The organism is Alteromonas sp. ABV4_150 (assembly GCF_056311745.1).
The window spans coordinates 1,368,364-1,388,268 of sequence record NZ_CM149971.1; the positions used below are offsets into that span (position 1 = coordinate 1,368,364).

General features: G+C 43.5%; 15 protein-coding genes. 6 read left to right on the forward strand and 9 right to left on the reverse strand.

The window, feature by feature from the left end; translation table 11 throughout:
* Positions 1 to 88: 88 nt before the first annotated feature.
* The 4 genes from ACYX4M_RS05935 to ACYX4M_RS05950 all read left to right on the forward strand — a co-directional run bounded on the left by ACYX4M_RS05935 (position 89) and on the right by ACYX4M_RS05950 (position 6,262).
* Complete coding sequence (locus ACYX4M_RS05935) at positions 89 to 1,621, forward strand: tryptophan halogenase family protein (protein WP_476082270.1); 1,533 nt, start codon at positions 89 to 91, stop codon at positions 1,619 to 1,621.
* 13 nt (positions 1,622 to 1,634) lie between these two features.
* Positions 1,635 to 2,384, forward strand: coding sequence for a SapC family protein (locus ACYX4M_RS05940; RefSeq protein WP_476082271.1), 750 nt, complete (start codon positions 1,635 to 1,637; stop codon positions 2,382 to 2,384).
* 20 nt (positions 2,385 to 2,404) lie between these two features.
* Positions 2,405 to 3,862, forward strand: coding sequence for an SLC5 family protein (locus tag ACYX4M_RS05945; RefSeq protein WP_476082272.1), 1,458 nt, complete (start codon positions 2,405 to 2,407; stop codon positions 3,860 to 3,862).
* Positions 3,863 to 4,132: 270 nt separating this feature from the next.
* Entirely contained in the window at positions 4,133 to 6,262 is a 2,130-nt protein-coding gene (locus tag ACYX4M_RS05950) for an alpha-galactosidase (RefSeq protein WP_476082273.1), read from the forward strand.
* 49 nt (positions 6,263 to 6,311) lie between these two features.
* Here the strand turns inward: ACYX4M_RS05950 and ACYX4M_RS05955 are convergent, their stop codons facing one another.
* From ACYX4M_RS05955 to ACYX4M_RS05990, 8 genes are all read right to left on the reverse strand, one after another.
* The gene (locus tag ACYX4M_RS05955) at positions 6,312 to 7,403 is read right to left on the reverse strand and encodes a tetratricopeptide repeat protein (RefSeq protein WP_476082274.1); all 1,092 of its coding nucleotides are present in this window, start codon (positions 7,401 to 7,403) and stop codon (positions 6,312 to 6,314) included.
* A 170-nt stretch (positions 7,404 to 7,573) separates the two neighbouring features.
* Positions 7,574 to 8,860 (reverse strand): alpha/beta hydrolase family protein, encoded by a 1,287-nt coding sequence (locus ACYX4M_RS05960; protein ID WP_476082275.1) that lies wholly within the window; start codon positions 8,858 to 8,860, stop codon positions 7,574 to 7,576.
* A gap of 268 nt (positions 8,861 to 9,128) precedes the next feature.
* Positions 9,129 to 10,082, reverse strand: coding sequence for a hypothetical protein (locus ACYX4M_RS05965; RefSeq protein ID WP_476082276.1), 954 nt, complete (start codon positions 10,080 to 10,082; stop codon positions 9,129 to 9,131).
* A gap of 212 nt (positions 10,083 to 10,294) precedes the next feature.
* Complete coding sequence (locus ACYX4M_RS05970) at positions 10,295 to 10,879, reverse strand: single-stranded DNA-binding protein (RefSeq protein WP_334058631.1); 585 nt, start codon at positions 10,877 to 10,879, stop codon at positions 10,295 to 10,297.
* Between the two features lie 267 nt (positions 10,880 to 11,146).
* A complete protein-coding gene (locus ACYX4M_RS05975; protein WP_476082277.1) occupies positions 11,147 to 12,709 on the reverse strand; it encodes a sodium/sugar symporter in 1,563 nt (520 codons plus the stop codon).
* Positions 12,710 to 13,066: 357 nt separating this feature from the next.
* Positions 13,067 to 14,206 (reverse strand): galactokinase, encoded by a 1,140-nt coding sequence (gene galK, locus ACYX4M_RS05980; protein WP_476082278.1) that lies wholly within the window; start codon positions 14,204 to 14,206, stop codon positions 13,067 to 13,069.
* Complete coding sequence (locus ACYX4M_RS05985; RefSeq protein WP_476082279.1) at positions 14,199 to 15,254, reverse strand: UDP-glucose--hexose-1-phosphate uridylyltransferase; 1,056 nt, start codon at positions 15,252 to 15,254, stop codon at positions 14,199 to 14,201. The genes galK and ACYX4M_RS05985 overlap by 8 nt, the downstream gene beginning before the upstream one ends.
* Before the next feature lie 177 nt (positions 15,255 to 15,431).
* The gene (locus tag ACYX4M_RS05990) at positions 15,432 to 16,454 is read right to left on the reverse strand and encodes an aldose epimerase family protein (protein ID WP_476082280.1); all 1,023 of its coding nucleotides are present in this window, start codon (positions 16,452 to 16,454) and stop codon (positions 15,432 to 15,434) included.
* 309 nt (positions 16,455 to 16,763) lie between these two features.
* Between ACYX4M_RS05990 and ACYX4M_RS05995 the strand changes: the two genes are divergently transcribed.
* Positions 16,764 to 17,765 carry a LacI family DNA-binding transcriptional regulator gene (locus ACYX4M_RS05995; protein WP_334058638.1) on the forward strand — a complete coding sequence of 334 codons (1,002 nt, stop codon included), beginning with the start codon at positions 16,764 to 16,766 and terminating at the stop codon, positions 17,763 to 17,765.
* Between the two features lie 433 nt (positions 17,766 to 18,198).
* Here ACYX4M_RS05995 and ACYX4M_RS06000 read toward each other — a convergent pair whose 3' ends face one another.
* Positions 18,199 to 19,062 (reverse strand): alpha/beta hydrolase family protein, encoded by an 864-nt coding sequence (locus ACYX4M_RS06000; RefSeq protein ID WP_476082281.1) that lies wholly within the window; start codon positions 19,060 to 19,062, stop codon positions 18,199 to 18,201.
* 223 nt (positions 19,063 to 19,285) lie between these two features.
* On the opposite strand from ACYX4M_RS06000, the gene ACYX4M_RS06005 reads away from it, so the two are divergent.
* Positions 19,286 to 19,882, forward strand: coding sequence for a hypothetical protein (locus ACYX4M_RS06005; RefSeq protein WP_476082282.1), 597 nt, complete (start codon positions 19,286 to 19,288; stop codon positions 19,880 to 19,882).
* Positions 19,883 to 19,905: the final 23 nt, after the last annotated feature.

Below are 19,905 nucleotides of genomic sequence, written 5' to 3' on the forward strand. Positions count from 1 at the left end.
CATTTATCCATAAGCCTATTGGCAAAACGAGTACGTTTATGGATAAATGTAGAAAACAGTCATAATTCTATTTAAGCAGTGTTGTTTCATGAACCATTCAACTAATACATCTCAAAAACAGCGTATTGTTATCGTAGGTGGTGGTACCGCAGGCTGGCTTACTGCCGCCATCGTCGCAGCTAAGCATCAAGTAGCAAAGGGTGAATCTGGTCTAGAAATTACCCTAGTTGAATCCAGTGACATCCCCACTGTAGGTGTAGGTGAAGGAACATGGCCAACAATGCGTAATACGCTTAAAGACATTGGCCTGTCTGAAAGAGAAGTATTTAGGCGCTGTAGTGCAGCATTTAAGCAAGGCGGTAAGTTTGTAAATTGGGTAAATGGCGACGGTGACTTCTATTACCACCCGTTTACCGTTCCGCTAGGTTATGGTCGTGTTGAGATGGCCCCTTACGTAGGCGATATTGCAAATTTTGCCAACGCCACTAACTTTCAGCAGCACGTGTGTGAGCGTAATATGGCGCCTCGCACGCTCAGCGAACAAGAATACAGCAGCGCGCAGTCGAACTACGCGTACCATTTAGATGCTGGCGCATTCGCTGACATGTTACGAGACTTCAGTAAGGCGGAGCTAGGCGTTAAACACATTGTCGCCACGGTAGAAAGCGTAGCCGCAACCTCAAACGAACATATCGAAAGCGTTACTCTCAATAACGGTATGGTTTTACACGCCGATTTATTTGTCGACTGTTCTGGGTTTCGCTCCCTATTACTCGGCGAAACCCTTGGTGAAAGCGTTATTCCCACAGATGACGTGCTATTTAATAACTCAGCCCTTGCCCTTCATGTACCCCACGAGGAGAACTTCGAAATAAAACCCTATACCCAGGCAACAGCACAAGAAGCAGGCTGGATTTGGGATATTGGTTTATCTTCTCGAAGAGGCGTAGGTCATGTTTACTCCACCGATTTTACTACCGACGAGCGAGCGGAAGAGGTCTTGCGTCAGTATGTCGGTGACAAACACGGCGATTTGAAAGCGCGCACAATTCGTTTCAACTCTGGTTATAAGAAGCGCATTTGGAAAGGCAACTGCGTTGGTGTGGGTCTTTCCGCAGGGTTCGTAGAGCCATTAGAGGCAACAGCCCTTATGCTTATCGAGATTTCAGCACGTTATATTGCAGAGCAAATGCCGTTGCCTGTGTCTGCCATGCCTATAGTCAGTCAGCGCTTTAACAAGCAAATGAACTATCGCTGGCAACGCATTATCGACTTTTTAAAACTCCATTATATTTTCAATCAACGCAATGAACCTTATTGGGTTGCTAATCGCGATCCTTCAAGCATTCCCGACTCTTTAAAAGAAGATTTGGAAATTTGGAAGTATCGCGGCCCTCAAATTGCTGATTTTTCAGCGGCAATAGAGTTATTCCCTGCCGCCAGCTATCAGTATGTACTATATGGAATGGGATTTTCTCCAGATTTCTCTTTGCAATCTCATTTCTACAACGAACGTGACTTAGCTGATAAGGTCATCCAGCAAAATCAGCTAATCACCCAGCAAAAACTAAGCAGTCTACCTAATCACCGCGACTACATTGAGCAGTGGTTGGCAAGCTAACGAGAACTATAATATGCCAAAATTTGAAACCTTATCGGCTGATACCCACAACGCTCTTACTATTGACGAGAGCAAGCTTGCTAGTACTTATTCGAAATTTCATCTTCTCAATATTGAGATAAAAGAAGCCGTTCAAGCATCTAGTGATTTTCCTCTGTTTTTCAGTAAATCTTCTGAAGCACAATATTGGACTATTTCAGCGCTGTGCGGCCTTGCTCCCCAAGAAAACGTATTTGAAACGCAAGGCATGTGGCTTGGTCACTATACACCGCTCAGTCTTCGCACCTTACCTTTTATCGTACGGTTGGGAAATGATGCTCAGCAACAAGAAGTTTTAGTTGATGTGGACTCGCCAGCTGTTTCTTCTCAAGACGGTGAAGCACTCTTTTTGCCTTCAAAGCGCCCTACTGCATACCTTGATAATAAGAAGAAATTGCTAGATGAGCGCGTTAACGCCATGCAGCAAACCGCTGTAATGATGAATCAAATTAGCGAGATGGGGCTAATTCATACTGTCGACTTGATCATAGAGTACAAAGACAACACTAGTCAGCGGGTGGGCGGATTAGCTACGGTGAATGAACAACGCTTGCAAAACCTTACAGCTGAAGAGCTGGCTAGTTTGAATCAAAAGGGCCTGCTCAACGTGCTTTTCAATATTCTTGGCTCTATTTTGCAAGTAAACCGCGTTATCCGTCTTCATAACACTAAATTTCCTGAACGCGCTGTAAATAACATTAAGTTCGAAACCAGCAAGTCATAACTATTCTCTAGGAGTAAAACATGTTTTCCAGCACTATTCAGGTGTCTGTTTTTGTCTTTGTGACTGCTTTAATTGGTTTTCTTACCTATTTAAGTTGCCGCGGACAAAATAGAAATGCACAAAATCAAAACCGCGAATACTTTCTTGCAGGCGGAGGTCTAGCTTGGTATTTCGTTGCAGGTAGTATCACGCTCACTAACTTGAGTACCGATCAGCTTGTAGGTATGAACGGTAACCAAATGGCTTTGTTAGCCCTATGGGAACTAGCAGCCGTTGTGGGCCTTTTCGTACTGGCAAAAGTATTCTTACCTGTGTATTACAAGTTCAAGTGTACAACGACGACAGAACTTCTAGAGCAGCGCTATCACGATAAGCACATTCGCGCGGTTATTAGTGCGCTCTTCTTCGCAGGCAGTGCCTTGATATTTTGCCCGGCAGTAATCTATTCGGGCTCATTGTTCATGCAGTCTATGTTTAACGTTGAGCTGCCGCTTATGTACATTGCGGTTATCTTCGTTATCGTTGGTGCCCTATATGCTATCTTCGGCGGCCTTCGCGCAGTAGCGGTGTCTGACACCTACTCTGGCGTGCTTCTTTTAACCATGGCCGTACTGGTGGTTATTCTGGCGCTTCAAGCCATCGACTATAACTTTGACGGCATTCCGCAAGAGCGACTTACCCTAATTGGCGATGATGAGTCTCCAATTCCTTGGCATACCTTGCTTACCGGGATGATCTTTATCCAAATGTTTTACTGGGGTACTAACCAAGTTATTACTCAGCGCGCAATGGCGGCACCTTCGTTGAAAGAAGCGCAGAAAGGCGTATTCGCTGCGGCCGGTATTCGCTTGCTGATTGTACCTGCCATTATTGTTATTCCAGGTATTGTTTCATACAAACTATTTGGTGATATTGGTGATAGTGCTTACGGAAAAATTGTTGCAACGGTATTGCCTGATTGGCTTTCTGGCGTATTCGCAGCGGCTATGGCAGCTGCGGTGTTAACCACGTTTAACAGTAACCTGAACTCTGCTACTGCACTTTACGTGTGCGACATTCATGAAAGCTATATCAACAAAACACCTAACGTACCTAAGTTAAGCGGCTACGTGACTATTTTGTTGTGCTTAGTATCGCTTGCGCTAATCCCCGTATACCAACAAGCTGATAGTATTATTAACCTAGTCCAGAAGCTTTACGGTCTATTAAGTATGCCTATTCTTTCGGTATTCATCGTTGGCTTACTGTTTAGAAACGTGCATGCATTTGCAGCCATTGGTGCAGTGTTATTCGGCGTTTCAATTTACGCATTAATGAGCTTTGAAGCTTCACCTCTGTATGCACCATTTGGACTTCATTACATACACCTAATGTTCGCAACCCTTATCGGCTGTGTCGCCTTTGCTCTTATTGTGAACCGTGTAGTGTTTAACCAGAAGGCAGAGTTTTCCTTGGAGCTTTATAAAAAAGAAGCCTAACAAATTAGTAACATGTCGAAAAAGGATGTCTTTTGACATCCTTTTTTGTTTTTAACAGTTAATATCATCTATATTTTGCAACTATTGGTCAGACTTCATTTCGTTCACAATGCAGACTACCATTGAAAGTAAAACGTTTACCCTAAAATTGTAGAATAGGTCTAGTGAACGTGATTTAATATGCAAAATTATGACGTAAGAAGACGCTGCTTGCGTTGTAAAAGAGTTGTATCACCACCTAATTTACGTTTTATTAACGCTGAGGTTTTTATGTCGTCACTTTCTCAATTCGTGCGCCTGTCGAACGAAAAGGCTACTTTAATATTCGACTGCCAAGGTCGTATGCCCAAGGTCATTTACTATGGTGCGCCATTAAGTGACAGCACCACACCAGAGATGCTAAGCGTTCTTAATACACGTCAAGAAGCTAAATGTGCGCCGGTTATCGAGCCACCGATTACACTAGTGCCTACTCACGGTGAAGGTTGGACAGGTCAGCCAGGACTAGAGGTATCGGGCAATGCAGATCAGTGGTCGGCGGGCTTTACCTTGGTTGATATTAATCATAACGCGCAATCTGTCTCTTTTATTGCCGAAGACTCGCACCGCGGCATGCGCCTTATTACAACTGCCGAGCTCGATGCAGATACTAGTGTGGTAAAATATGTTTCTCGCATTGAAAACAGTGGTGATACTCCACTTAACTTAAATTACTTAAATGCCGCTAGCCTTCCACTTCCTACAACGGTTAGTAAAATTAAGACATTCGAAGGTCGTTGGTCTGCTGAATTCCAAACTAAAGATCACGACTTATTCTTTGGCAGCTACGTGCGTGAAAACCGTCGTGGCAAAACCTCTCACGACACTTTTCCCGGTTTAATTGCATTTCCTGAAGGAACAGGTGAACTTAACGGTGAGTGCTTTGGTTACCACCTTGGCGCTTCAGCAAACCATAAGCTTCGCGCCGAACTCATGGCTGATGGCAGAAGTTATGTTCAGTTCGGTGAATTACTGTTTCCTGGTGAAGTGGTACTTGATGCTGGGGACAGCTACACATCTCCGGTGCTTTACACAGGCTATGGCTGCGAAGGTTTTTCATCCCTGTCGCAACAGTTCCACAATTTCATTCGCAGTAATGTGCTAAACCACAATGCTGAATCTAAACCTCGCCCAGTGCACTACAACACCTGGGAAGGAATTTACTTCGATCACAACGAAGACGAACTTAAAGCCTTGGCTGATAAAGTAGCACCGTTAGGCATTGAGCGCTTCGTTTTAGACGATGGTTGGTTCAAAGGCCGCAGAAACGACAAAGCTGGACTTGGTGACTGGTTTGTAGATGAAGCTATCTACCCAGAAGGACTAAACGGGCTAATTGACCATGTTACCGGCCTTGGCATGGAATTCGGTATTTGGTTTGAGCCAGAAATGGTTAACCCAGATAGCGATTTATATCGCGCGCATCCTGAATGGGCGCTGCAAACCGAGAATAACCCTCACGTTCCTTTCAGAAATCAGTACGTATTGGATTTAACCAACCCTGAAGTGGTTGAGTACCTCTATAAAGTGATTACTGATGTACTAAAAGCCTATCCCAAAATTAGCTACATCAAATGGGACATGAACCGCGACGTAAACCATCCAGGGAACCTGCAAGGCAAACCGGCAATGCACGGCCAAATGGCAGCGCTTTACGGTTTAATTGACCGCGTAAAAGCAGCTAAGCCAGGCATTGAAATAGAAAGCTGTTGCTCAGGTGGCGGACGTGTAGATTTAGGCATATTGCCACACACAGATCGCTTCTGGACGTCAGACTCTAACGATGCACTAGACCGCTTATATATTCAGCGCGGCTGCTCTTACTTCTTCCCATCTGAAGTCATGGGCGCCCACGTAGGTCCGCGTGACTGCCATATAACTGGCCGTAACCTACCTATTGAAATTCGTTCAGCAGTCGCCTTGTTTGGTCACATGGGTATAGAAATGGACCCACGTGAACTGACAGACCACGAGCAAAGCGTGCTAACAGACGCCATTTCGCTTTATAAGAAATATCGTCATATTACCCACGGCGGCGACCTATTCCGCATGGACGATGACGGCATGAATGTGAAATTTGGTTATATGTCGAAAGACAAGCAGGAAGGCATTTTTGCATATAACAGTGTTACAGAAACCGTACGTACTACGCCGAATCGTTTCTACTTTGCAGGGCTTGATGCTAACAAGCAATACACCATTGAGCGTGTATGGCCTGAAAAGCTGAAAGAATACACTCCTTCAATTTTGCAGCAAACTGAAGGGCAAGTATTCTCTGGCGAAGTCTTGATGAAATACGGTATGCAACTGCCGGTACTCTTTCCACAGACAGCGCTGATTTATACTGTTAAAGCGGTTTAGCTTTCTAAGCGCTGTCTAATGTAAATAAAAGTAAGCGAGCTATGCGGTATCAGGCCGCAGCTCGCTTTTTAAGTGCCTTTTTGATTTTTTTGAGTGTCTTAGCAAAACGTTCATCTTTATCTTCTTCTATTGCCTCCACAAGGTTTTGCGCTTCATTTACCTTATCAGCATTAAGAAGAAGTTCAGCTAAGCGCAGCTGGGCCCAATTAGCTCCTGGTAAGCCTTCAGTATCAATGGTCGTGACCTGGTAGTCTTCCAAATAGCTTTTTAACGCGTTTATGCCTGAATCTGTGTACTCGCCACTTTCAACTGCAACCTGCCCTAAGCGATACTTTCCGTACATAAGATTAGCTTTACGCTCTTGATAAGTATCCCAGGCCTCAGTATCTGCTTTCGAAACAACAGCCACCTCAGCATCTGATAACGGCAACAAAGTATTGTAAGACGCTGCGTACTGCTCGTCACCCAAATAAAAACTACCAAGCTCCACCCTAGCGCGAATTTGGGTGCTGTCATCTTCAATTAAAGAGGCAAAGATTGTCTCTGCTTCTGCCTGTTTATCTTTCTCCAAATAAACCTTAGCTAAGGCAAACTGACCTTCGGTAGCATCTAGTTTTGAGATTGTTTGCGCAAGTGTCATGGCTTCATCTATGTCCCCTCCTGCGATAGAAGGAGCCATTAAGTGAAACTGTAATAAGGCTTGGTAAACAGCAACCTCTTCTGGGGCAATTTCTACGGCTTTTTCTAAACTCTTTTTTGCTTTTTTCGCATAGCCTAGTGCCGAAAATATACTGCTTGAGGCTTGGGCTCCCATTACGCTGGCGTGTGTATGATAAGCCTTATAGTTATCACTGTAATCCTGAATAAACAGCTCTGCTGCTTCCTCGGCATCATCTAAATCTATGTTCATCAAGGCAGAAATAAGCATGTTGTGCTGTTCTGGCGATTTGCCTTTAACGGCTTCAAGGGATTCTACAACGTAATTAAAGTCGCCTTGTTTGAAGTAGTCATTTAGCCTTGCTACCTCATCGGCGTTCGCTGTAGCAATGTCTTGTGCTGCTGCATGGCTTTCGGTAATAGCCGCTGCTGGCATTAACAAAATAGAACACGCACATAGTGCTGACACAGCAAATTTACGCATTTTCACTTCCTTATGGTTTAGTTTATGGGTAGCCCGAAATGCCGCTTTAAAGCGCTTTTTACTATCAATGATTGATAGAAGCAGTCTTACATTACGCCACAATGGGTTACGATAGAAAATAAATATGTAACAAAATTAAAAAAGGATGCCGAAGCACCCTTTTCAAACGGTTATTTACTGTCCATCTCTAGGCCCAATGCCCATCGGTCGTCGAAACCCTTCCAAGGCTCTGGCTTCTTACCGTCTACAGGTACTTGGGCGCTACTGCCACTCACGTTCAGGTATTCACAATCATCTTTTAAACCTTTCACATGGCAGTTCATTAGCGCTAAAGCGAAGTGCTCGTTGATAGCATTAAGCTTTTGCACTTCCCACGCAGGTTCAATGTAGCTGCCCAAATCAAACTCGCTACCATAGGCTTCTTTTGGGGCAGGATGAGGTGCGACATTATGACGCGCATTTTTAACGGTAAGTAGTTTAGAGCCTTCACTGCCAGTATTTTCGAATAACCACTTAATACCGTCGTAACCAGAAATATCGTCGTTATCGCCCGCCACATAAAGAACAGGTACCTTGATATTGTTAAGTGATTCAACGTCAAAGAGTTGATGTTGTCCGCCCCATGGTGCAAGCGCTAGCGCTGCTTTCCAAGCTGGCAGCACATCTTTGCTACTTTCTTCACCACCGGCGCACGTATTTAGCGCCTCTTTAATAAGGGCTGCAACTTTAGGGTCTTGTGTTCCGGTAAAGGTTGCTGCTGTTTGATTGTTAAATGCGTAGCAACCACCGACTGTACTTACCGCGCCGTAGCCTCCCATTGAATAACCAATTACCCCTGCTTTACTTGCGTCAACATTCTCTTTGAAAAATTCATTTTCGCTGATGCTGTTTAAAGTAAGTATTTGGTCTCGTGAGCGGTTTAGTAATGTGCTTGGAAAACCTGAATACGGGTTTTCAGCAAAATTAACATCTTTATTCGTAGAATCTGTGTGGTCGATTGCCGCTACTACATAGCCGTGAGACGCAAGGTGTTCACCTAAATAATACATAAGTGTGCGATAGCCAGTATAACCGTGAGATATAACCACCACTGGGTAATCAGAATCTGTTGCAGCAATGGGCGCATCGCGGCTTGCATCACCCTCAATTTCAAATACTTGACCGCTTCGCGTTTCATTAATATAGGTTGCCGTCTCAGCTGCACTTGAAGCTGGATACCAAACCTCTAGCGTCAATTTACGCTCGACATCGTTTCCAGCGATATCTTTCACTTTTTCAGGGTAAGTTGCTTCAATAGTTTTTACGCCAACTGTATGTGTGCCTTTCTCACTTAACGACGGCATTACATCGGCTGGGAACGGCTTATAGAGCGTTTGAGCAGCTGATACCGAGGGAGACATAACCGCAGTCGCTGAAACCAGAGCAGCACCGCCAAAAAGCAGGGGTAACGTTTTCATAATTCGGGGAATTTTCTCGTTATTAATAGGCAAATTTATAATACCGTGTCGCGGATATCGTACAAGCCAAACACTATTATTATTGTTGATTAAGAAAAATAAGGAGAGGTAATTACATCGGCTGAGCCGTGCATTACTGAGGACTTCAAACACGGGATTAATTAGCCCTAAATGCACTTCACGACTGCGCGCCATCAGCCACCAAGAGCTTTGAATTAAGTATAAATTTTCGTAAAAGAAACGGTAAAACGTAACACCTTATAGATATTCAGTTTAAAAGGTATTCCTTCCACCTTTTATCAAAAATCGGTTTAAGAAATAAAGGGTAGCCATCTGCCGCAAAATTAATGTCTCTTAAGGTTTGGCTTTCCATAGGTCTAGACATAATGTGGCTGAGGGCTTTATCCAAATCATGCGTTACCGCTTGCCCTAACTCATTTTTAGAGCAAAGTACGCGCTTCGTTCCTCTTAACTTCTGTGACAATTCAGTAATTTGATAAACATTAAGCATATCGAGCTCTTCCTCAGGTAATGCTGAAAGCTCGCGGTGCCCTACATACCCAAAGTCTATTCTTCCACTTTTCAAAAGCGCTATGGTGTGCATACCTAAGTCTTTACCCAACCCATTTAAACGTACCACATTATTCTTTGTAGCCCATTGTTCAACAGTATCGGCGTATACATTACTCACCCCGTAGTAGAGTACCGTTTTAAAATTTTGCTCAAGAAGAGTACGTAAAGAAATTGACTCAAAATACCTCTGCATTTGCATTGGCTGCGCGCTGTCTAACTGATTTTTCCACGAAGGCTGTAGTGCTTTTCTAGCAACAATAAGAAGCGGTAAATTTATAGAGGTTGGCTGGGAGTAATGTCCCCACTCAGCGCGCTCTTCTCGGTATGCAGCACCATAAAAGCAATACACTTTTTGTGCGGATTGTTGATGCTGTACCAACGACCATGCGCGTTTAATCGGATAAGCTTCAAATTGGTGCTCGTAATCATGCAAGTGTGTAGAGAGGTACACCATAACGTCATATATGGGCCCTGAAGTTATACTGACACCACTGCCTTCAATTCCAAGCTCTGGTGGTCGCAACCATACGACTGTAGGCTTTTGAAAAGCACAGCTTTCCCCTTCACATTCGCCGTCTATTTGAGCAAACAACACGCTGCTCTGTAGGTATAGCACAACAAAAGCTACTACGGTTACTACTTTTGACACTGCAAAAACCACCCGTTAAAACTCATTCTTAAAGCTAACTCACCGCGTTTATGGGGAAACAACGATGGAATTATACTAAAACAATTTTAAGGTAATCGGAGAAAGAATGGCAGGCACCAATCTCATAATTGCGCGAACTTAGCTAAAAAAAGAGCCGCTATAAAGCGGCTCTTAGAACATTTTTAACTATTCTTCCTAAAAAGGTTGGTTCCCTAGAATGGAATGTCGTCGTCGAAGTCAAAGTCTGGCTCAGCCATTGGTGGGTTCTTAGGCTGACCTTGGTTACCACCTTGAGGTGCTTGATTATAGCCGCCACCTTGGTTTTGATTGTAACCACCTTGTTGACCACCGCCTTGCTGTGGCGCTTGGTTATAGCCGCCCTGCGCTGGTGCTTGGTTGTAACCACCTTGATTATTTTGAGGACGTTGGTAACCACCGTTACCACCACCGCCTTCACCGCCGCGACCGCCAAGCATTTGCATTTGGTCTACGATAATTTCGGTAGTGTACTTATCCTGACCTTGCTGATCTTGCCACTTGCGCGTTTGCAGTTTACCTTCAACGTAAATCTGCGAGCCCTTTTTCAGGTACTCTCCGGCAATTTCTGCTAAGCGACGGTACATTGTAAGGCGGTGCCACTCAGTGCGCTCTTGAACCTGACCCTGTTGGTCTTTCCAGCTTTCGCTAGTTGCTAGGCTTAAGTTCGCAACGGCGTTTCCGTTAGGCATGTATCTAACTTCAGGATCATTGCCAAGGTTTCCAACAAGAATAACCTTATTAACGCCTTTCGTTGCCATTGATGTCTCCTGTAACGTTTTTAGTGGCTTGCTGTATAACTCTTCTTAGTAAGACATCAGCAAGCGCGAAAGTTCATCGAATAATAGCCGGCTAGTATATCGTATTTTATGAGGGAAAATTGAAATTTTTCGCCTCACGTTTACTCCACTAACTGCAACACGTTCTAGAACTTAACAAAATTTATTGTCAGCGTCTTCTGAACTTTCGCGTTGTTTTGAGCAGAACTTAGTTAGGGCGTTACTATTAGAAACACCCTCTTGTACTTGCTACCACCACGTAATATAAAACGCTGCCGTCAAAATCACTACAGCGATTGAAGCTACGTTAAAACCACTTGTGGTTTTGAACTGCACTTCATTTATATCAACCGCGTTTTCGCTAACGCCCTTTTTCTCCAGAAGTGAAACAACTACAGCCAGAGCAACACACAGTAGGAACACGAGCCCTACACGGTCAATAAACGGTAGTTCTGGCCAAAACTGTCTAAATACAATGCTTAATAAAAATGAACCTAACGCAGCTAATAGGCCACCGTTTGCTGTGGTTTTCTTCCAGAACATACCCAAAACGAACAACGCGCAGATACCTGGTGTAAAGAAACCGGTAAATTCTTGGATGTATTGGAATGCTTGGTCGAAATTGCCTAAAAGTGGTTTAGCGACCACCATTGCAATGATAAGCGCCACCAAGCTTACGATTCGTCCTACTTTTACGTAATGCTGCTGCGACTCGTTAGGACGCTTGTCTTTATAAAGGTCCATGGTAAAGATAGTAGATACACTGTTCGTCATTGAAGCAAGTGATGAGACAATTGCTGCCACAAGCGCGGCGAAGATAATACCTTTAAGTCCAACAGGCATTAGCGTCATCAAGCTTGGGTAAGCTTGGTCAGGCTTAGCTAGATCAGGCACAATTAGTACCGCAGCAATGCCAGGCAATACAACAATTAACGGCATAAGTAACTTAAGGAATGCCGCAAACGCAATACCTTTTTGGGCTTCTTGCACACTCTTTGCTGCCAACGTACGCTGAATAATGTACTGGTTAAAGCCCCAGTACGACAGGTTCATTATCCACATACCACCAACCAGTACAGAAATGCCCGGCAAGTCCATATAGTGCGGGTTATCTTTTGACAAAATCATGTCGAATTTTTCAGGTAGTTTATTGGTTAAATCGACAAACCCCTGAATAACACCGTTTCCATCACTGATTAGGTTTAACGCAGTATACGATAGGAACAGTCCGCCAATGACTAACAGCACCACTTGAATAATGTCGGTTAACGCTACCGCTTTCAGGCCGCCATAAAGTGAATAGGCTAGCGAGAAAAGACCTAAAAACATCATGCCGTAAACCATATCTACACCGGCAATCGTATTGATGGCCAAAGCACCCAACCACAGCACTGCAGTAAGGTTTACAAATACATAAACGCCCAACCAGAATATTGCCATTACTTTGCGCACGCGATGATCGTATCGCTGTTCTAAGAATTGAGGCATCGTATAGATTTTATGCTTCAAAAAGATAGGTAAAAAGAATTTGCCCACAATGAGTAGTGTAATGGCGGCCATCCACTCATATGACGCGATAGCAAGGCCCAGTTGATAACCTGAGCCAGACATACCAATGATTTGTTCGGCAGAGATATTGGCGGCAATTAACGATGCGCCAATCGCCCACCACGGCAAGCTTGAGCCTGCTAGAAAATAATCGTTTGTGTCTTTCTGGTGCCCCTGCTTCTCGCGAGAAACCCACCATGCTATTGTGACTAGCGCGACGACGTATATCACGAATAATGTGATATCTATTGATGCTAATTTCATAATTTTTCCCAAAGTTTTTATTTTGGGTGCGGCGATTATTATGCAGGGTACACAGGTGAAAAATTGTTTTTATTATTTTATTGGTTTTTGCCACACCAGTGTCACGTATTAAAACGCGTTTCGCATTCTACGATAAACCGTTCACCGGTCAGAAAACCACCGATAAACGCATCGTGTTATTGCGGGTAGTATTAGTACCACACTTTGTTGATTTTTTTTAACAAGAAATGTGCACTTTTGTAAAAAAAGCCGCTTCTTGTGGAAGCGGCTTAAGGGACACAAACAATTCTAGGGAGTAGAATTGTTTAGAAAAGGGAGCGATATGTATTTAAAACCTTTGTTCCTAATGGTGTATTCCTAGGCGAAAGCACCTTGTGTTGCAGTGCACACGTAGATATCTGCATGGTAGCCAGTTTCGTCAAAGTATTTGTCTGCTACTACTTGCTTCACAGCATCAACTTGGTCTGTAGGGGCAAGCGCTACAACACAACCGCCAAAACCACCGCCCGTCATACGAACGCCACCAGATTTACCAAGCACTTCACCGATAATTTCAACCAAGAAATCAATTGGACGTACTGTAATTTCGAAATCGTCGCGCATAGAAACGTGAGACTGCGCCATAGCTTCACTTACCGTCTCAATATCACCAGACTTTAAAGCCTGGCTTGCTGCTAAAGTACGCGCGTTTTCAGTAATAATATGTTTTGCTCGGCGATAAACCACTTCAGGCATGTGCGCTTTGGCTTCTTCTAGCATCTCCATGGTTGCTTCGCGCAACGATGAAACACCCAGTAGCGATGCACCTTGCTCGCACTGCTGACGACGCAAATTATACTCGCTATCTACCAAACCACGTTTTACATTCGAATTGATAATCACTATTTGGTGAGAATCTGGAAGCGGTGAATGTTCGATGGCTAATGACTGGCAATCAAGCAGCATTGCCATACCTTCGTTGCCCATGGCTGAAATTAATTGATCCATGATTCCGCATGAACAGCCTACGAAAGTGTTTTCTGCTTTTTGACCTAATAGTGCGGCTTGTACACCGTCTAGAGGCAATTCATACAATGCGCTCAAGGCTTTCAGAATTGCCACTTCAAAAGACGCAGAAGAGCTTAAACCAGCACCTTGTGGAACATTGCCTGTTACCAGCAAATTTGCTCCACCAAAGTCTGGCATAGCCTCTTTTAATACTTTCACTACGCCGCGAACATAGTTTGCCCAACCTTGTTCCTCGTCGTAATTAATGTCTGACAATGAGAACTGATTCTGCTGATCTTCATAGTCCATAGCAGTAACCAAAATGTCATTATCATCGCGCTTAGTTGCCGCAACCCAAGTTCCAAAGTTGATTGCAGCCGGAAAGACGAACCCTTCGTTATAATCGGTGTGTTCACCAATGATGTTCACTCGGCCAGGGGCATGTGCTATCAGCGTTGGCTCGTTGCCGTAATGCGCTTCAAATTTAGAAGAAAGTACTTGGTTATCCATTAGTATTCTCACGTTGCTTGTAGTGCACCGTAGGCAGTGCTTTTAATCTGTCTGCCGCCTGTTCAGGGGTCAAATCTCGTTGTGCTTCGGCCATCATTTCATATCCAACCATAAACTTACGAACACTCGCTGAGCGCAATAGTGGCGGGAAGAAATGAGCATGGAGCGTCCACTCAGGGTGGTCTTCATTATCAAATGGTGCACTGTGCCAACCCATTGAATATGGAAAAGACGTCTCAAATAAATTGTCGTATTTCGCCGTTATCTCACCAATGATTTTAGCAAGTGAAAGCGATTGCGAATCAGATAGCTTATGCAAAGATTGAACATCAAAACGCGGCAGTAATAACGTTTCAAATGGCCATGCAGCCCAATATGGAACCACAACCACCCAATCATCGTTTTGGCATACAACGCGCTCTTGCTTAATAACTTCTTGCTCAGCGTAATCTAACAGCATAGGTGCGTTGTTTTCACCAAAGTACTGCTTTAACTGTACTAATTTTTTTGCTGGGTCTGTGGGAATGTGCTGCTGCGCCCATACCTGACCATGTGGGTGAGGGTTAGAACACCCCATCATTGAGCCTTTGTTTTCAAAAACCTGTACCCAACGATAGCTTTCACCCAGCTCAGCGGTTTGTTCTTTCCACGTGTTAACCACATCTACCCGTTCTTCGTCAGTAAGCTCAGGAAGTGTTTTACTGTGATCAGGTGAGAAACAAATAACGCGACTACAGCCTTGCTCTGTTTCAAATTGGAACAGACCTTTTTTCTCACTCGCTTGCTCAGTGTCTTGCTTGAGCGCAGCGAAATCGTTTTGAAAAACGAATGTGCCTTTGTAGTCTGGATTAACCTCGCCGTTCACACGCGTGTTAGACGGGCACAGATAACAAGTAGGATCGTAAGATGGCTTTTGTTCGTTATTCGGTTCTTCAGAAGCCCCCTGCCAAGGACGCTTGGCTCGGTGTGGCGATACTAGCACCCACTCGCCCAACAACGGGTTATAACGGCGATGCGGATCATTGGTTGGGTCGAAAGGGGTTCCCATAATCACTCTCTCTGAATAGACCGGTTAAGCTTTAGCATAACGCTTTTACATAACACGCGATGGTTAAACGTTTACCCTGTAATGATATAGCAAGCTATGTTGTTTATCAATTAACTAATAAAGAAAATTAATTGTTAAATTAATAACAATTAATTTTCTTTTAGCCGCTCAGAGAATTTACTCAGCGCTGAACTTATATCGAATTGTTTCTTCATAAGTTTCACCCGGCTTTACAAAACAATTTGGAAACGAAGGTTTATTAGGTGAATCAGGGAAGTATTGGGGCTCTAAACACAGAGCACCTAGTTGCTCATCTTTTTGCAGGCTCCCCGTATAAAACTGCAGTCCGGGAAGACTAGTGTATAGTTCCATCGTAATGCCTGTATCAGTTGCTTTAACCGTAGCTTGTGGGTCATTCTCTATAGCCGCTTGAAGCACATAGTTGTGATCGTAGCCACCTACTTTGTCAAACAACGGATGTGACTTATCTTGTTCAGCCCTTTCTTCTATTTTAGTAAATGAAGTGAAATCAAAAGGTGTATCAGCAACATCAACCAAAGCACCAGTTGGTAACAGCGTACTATCTGCATCTGTCACCTTTTCTGCATTGATATACAGCAGTGTACTACCCACCTTCTCATGGTTGCTTAGTGTAAAATAGGCATGTTGGGTGAAACTTAGGGGTGTTTCTTTATCTGTTGTTGCTTTGATGACAAGGGACAACTCGTTGAACTGATTAAGCGTATAGCAGGCCTCGACATTAATATTTCCAGGGAAGCCACCCTCCCCGTCTGGGCTAGACAACGTGAATGTTACACTGGCGCTGTCGGTGAATTCTTGGGTGCTAGCTTGCCATAACTTTTTGTGAAAGCCGGCATAGCCCCCGTGCAGATTATGCTCTCCACCATTTTTATCTAACGTGTACTGTTGGCCGTTTAAAGTAAATGTGCCATGCCCTATTCTATTAGCGTAGCGCCCTACAATTGCACCGCGGTAGCTAGGGTCATCAATATAGCCCTGCAACGTATCAAAATCTTGGACACAGTTTATCAATTCGCCCTTTGCATTTGGAAAATAAAGTTCTTTGATAATTCCGCCGTAGTTGAGCAAGGTAACTGACATACCGCTGTCATTACTTAAAGTAAAAGCGTTAACGATTTCGCCGTCTACTTCACCAAATGTAGATACATTTATTTTCATAACAATTTTTTTACCTTCTTGGATGCTCGATTAAATAGGCTCGGGCAATTTAACGCTATCGCTCGTATGGTTTAGTAACAATAGAGCACTTAAAAAAGATAAAAGGTTATACGTTTTCCATTACTTTTGACAGTGGTTTGGCCAAGAACTATATATGGTAAACGTAGTCGATACTTTTGCCTGTTGCTTAAGTTATACCGTTGTACCTAGAACAGAGAGAATTTTACCTTTTTATGTAAATATAATGTACGCTATAGCAGTCGGACCCCGAGGTCTTCAATGCATTAAAAAAACAAAGTTAAAGAGAAAATGGCAACAATAAAAGATATAGCCCAAGCCGCTGGCGTTTCGTTAGCCACAGTATCTAGGGTTATTAATAACGGCCCAAAAGTAGGCAACGATACTCGACAGCGCGTTAAAAAAATCATGGAAGAAATGGGATACCGTCCCAACGCAAACGCACGGGCCCTTGTAACCAAACGCAGTGCCTCATTGGGAGTGGTTATTGCCGAACTCCACGACCCATTTTTCGCTATGTTGGCGCATGGCGTTGAATCGATTACTCGCAAAAATAACGTTCAAATACTTCTAAGTGCAGGGTCGATTGAAAAAGAGACAGAACTTCGCGCCATCGAAACTCTGTTGGAACACCGTGTTGAAGCCATGGTTGTTCACAGCAAAGCCCTTGATGATGAAACATTGATTGGCTTTGCTAACCAAATTCCGGGCTTTGTTTTAATCAACCGTTACATACCTGAAATAGCGAATCGTTGCGTATGGCTAGATAACGTGACCGGCGGCCGCCTTATGGCCGAATATGCTATTAATCAGGGACATGAGCATGTAGCGGTAATTAGTAGTCAGTATCGTATTGACGACCCTAATCAGCGCCTTGAAGGGATAAGGAACGCTATAGACACAGCACAACTAAGCTTACCCGAGAGCATGATTGAGTATTCCACACCGGATCAGGAAGGTGGTGAGCTAGCTATGCAAAACCTGCTAGCCACTGGCGCTAAATTTACCGCTGTCTTAGCCTATAATGATGCTATGGCATCTGGGGCGATGACTATGCTGCAGGACCACGGTATTTCCGTACCTGAGCAAGTATCTGTTATGGGGTATGATGATGTGCTGCTTGCGAAGTACTGTCGCCCTAAATTAACCACTCTGCGTTACCCTGTAGAAATGATGGCGGCAAAGGCCGCTGAACTTGCATTGAAATACGCGTCGGGAAGTACACCAGAAGATGGCTTGACCTTTAAATATACTCCTACGGTAGTAAAACGCGATTCAGTAGTAAGAGTGTAGTCTTCGCTTATCTAGTACCAATGTACATAGATAATAGTTTACGAAAATTAAAAGTAAAAAATACCCGCCTGTTGGCGGGTATTTTATTTAATCAGTAGTAAGCCAGTTTGATGAGTGATTAATCGCAATTTGATGCATTACCGTGCAACTGTATTCTAAAAATTTTATTACGCGATACTATTGACAAAAATACCCGACTGATCGTTTCACCCTAGACTTTTATCCCCAATTCGAAAAACTGCCTGATCTTGCGCATATTTACGATCAAAAAACATTAAGATCAGCATGGAGTGCTCTACAACGCTTGATTTAACTGATATTTCGTGATCCGACCAGAACGTTACAATAAGATCGTGATCTGCCGGTATATATGGCTATTAACAGACTTACCAACAAGGTTTTCCACTATTTATCCACAGCCAATAAAACTCGCTTATTGAGTAAATCTCGCTAAAAATTGTTTGTACTGTTCAATGGCATAGTCACTTTTAAGCGTTGCATTGTGCGTAGCCCCGGGTATAACCGAAATATATTTTTCGCTACTTGATGCATCTTCTAGTAATTGTTGACTGATTGGATAAGGGGTTATCGAATCTTCCTCTCCCACAAGTAGCCAAAGAGGACCATCATAGTGACGCAAAATAGGTGCGATTTGCATACTATGAACCTCGTCGTGAAGCTTCATGCTGGTAAATGAATTAGAAAAGCCTGGTACCATGTTGGCGATAAGGTCAGAAATATTATTAAAAGCCCCGTCTAAAACCAGAGCATCAATCTTTCTATTGGCAGCAACATAACTTGCGAAATAACTACCTATACCTCGGCCATGTACAATGGTGGGAAGTGATGCATCAAACGCATTTTCGACGTAATCAAACTGGGTTAACGCGTCTTGCTTTATAGCGTTAATACTCAAATTTTTTGCCTTATCACTGGCCCCTACCCCCTGATAATCGAGCCATAAAATATTAGCGGGCAGCTTACCTAGCCTGTGAATAATGCTGTTATTTTCACTTAGCGCCATACGATTGTCTGCGAAGAAAACAATATTAACGATAGGGTCCGCGTATGAAACCGCAACGCCTCTTAATGTTAATCCTTGGTCATTTTTGACTTCAACACGGGTGATGCCCGCTGAGGTTTTATCTTTTTGAATAGCAGCGTGCAGATTTGTAGTATCCAGAGGTTGTTGTTGCGTATCTTGATGGAAGAATGCTGAAGGAGATACGTTAATTGCACACCCTAATAGTGAAACAGTCACAATTACACTAATTACTGCGTTTTTAAAGGTTATCATTTAGGAACTGTCCGTGTTGATTTGTAAAAGGGAAGTTTATATTTAACTTACGAATGCTTGAAAGTCTCATCACTGCACAAACTTTATGCTTTGATATGCTAAACCAGCTGTAACAGTTTGCAACAGTTGTTAAGTTCCTTCGCACTACAAACTTTCTTATACTTGAGTCTATATTATTGACATAATCTATATATAAGAAAAAATTAAAAGAATGAAAAATAAAATGTTTTTCTCTCTCCATGTTAGGCAATCAGCAAAAATATTTTTTGCCTTCTGCGCTCTACCTTTGCTTGTTGCTTGTGAGTCAACGCCACCTGAATTCGACTCTTCGTTAATACCCGAGTCACAAAAGGCCGATTATCGACTGACAATGTCTAAAGCGAAGGCTTGCCCGGTAAACTTAGCGGAGCTTATTGATTCTCGAGCTAGCAAAGACTTATTAGTGGGGAGCAGTAACGTAACCGAAGACGCACTTTATGCGCTGCTACAGCAAAGCTTAGAGGAAATGAACGTGAGTCCTGATATTGAGGCGAGTAATAGTGTGAAAGTCGTGCTTAATCGCGCTTTTGTCAAAAGCTTGGGAACTAACATAGTTGCCACTGTAGTGCTTAACGTCAAATTCAAGCCTGCTTACGCAGAGAAGTATTCACCCGTTACTGTTTTTAAAGGCAGAAGCATGAACGTCAACACGGGTGAGGAGCAGAGCAACCAAATCGCCATTGATGCGATGAAAACTGCCATTGAAGATGCCACCAAACGTATAAAATCGTCACTTTTACATAACTGTGGCGACGCGTTAAGTGAACTAGAGGCAGTCTAATATATTGCGGTAATCACAATGCT

What these genes read in the sequence shown, in the direction of transcription:
- ACYX4M_RS05955 (WP_476082274.1), bottom strand. Translation starts at nt 7,403, where the DNA reads ATGCGTAAATTTGCTGTGTCAGCACTATGTGCGTGTTCTATTTTGTTA.
- ACYX4M_RS05970 (WP_334058631.1), bottom strand. Translation starts at nt 10,879, where the DNA reads ATGGCAACGAAAGGCGTTAATAAGGTTATTCTTGTTGGAAACCTTGGC.
- ACYX4M_RS05975 (WP_476082277.1), bottom strand. Translation starts at nt 12,709, where the DNA reads ATGAAATTAGCATCAATAGATATCACATTATTCGTGATATACGTCGTC.
- ACYX4M_RS05995 (WP_334058638.1), top strand. Translation starts at nt 16,764, where the DNA reads ATGGCAACAATAAAAGATATAGCCCAAGCCGCTGGCGTTTCGTTAGCC.
- ACYX4M_RS05990 (WP_476082280.1), bottom strand. Translation starts at nt 16,454, where the DNA reads ATGAAAATAAATGTATCTACATTTGGTGAAGTAGACGGCGAAATCGTT.
- ACYX4M_RS06000 (WP_476082281.1), bottom strand. Translation starts at nt 19,062, where the DNA reads ATGATAACCTTTAAAAACGCAGTAATTAGTGTAATTGTGACTGTTTCA.
- ACYX4M_RS05960 (WP_476082275.1), bottom strand. Translation starts at nt 8,860, where the DNA reads ATGAAAACGTTACCCCTGCTTTTTGGCGGTGCTGCTCTGGTTTCAGCG.
- galK (WP_476082278.1), bottom strand. Translation starts at nt 14,206, where the DNA reads ATGGATAACCAAGTACTTTCTTCTAAATTTGAAGCGCATTACGGCAAC.
- ACYX4M_RS05945 (WP_476082272.1), top strand. Translation starts at nt 2,405, where the DNA reads ATGTTTTCCAGCACTATTCAGGTGTCTGTTTTTGTCTTTGTGACTGCT.
- ACYX4M_RS05935 (WP_476082270.1), top strand. Translation starts at nt 89, where the DNA reads ATGAACCATTCAACTAATACATCTCAAAAACAGCGTATTGTTATCGTA.
- ACYX4M_RS05985 (WP_476082279.1), bottom strand. Translation starts at nt 15,254, where the DNA reads ATGGGAACCCCTTTCGACCCAACCAATGATCCGCATCGCCGTTATAAC.
- ACYX4M_RS06005 (WP_476082282.1), top strand. Translation starts at nt 19,286, where the DNA reads ATGTTTTTCTCTCTCCATGTTAGGCAATCAGCAAAAATATTTTTTGCC.
- ACYX4M_RS05940 (WP_476082271.1), top strand. Translation starts at nt 1,635, where the DNA reads ATGCCAAAATTTGAAACCTTATCGGCTGATACCCACAACGCTCTTACT.
- ACYX4M_RS05950 (WP_476082273.1), top strand. Translation starts at nt 4,133, where the DNA reads ATGTCGTCACTTTCTCAATTCGTGCGCCTGTCGAACGAAAAGGCTACT.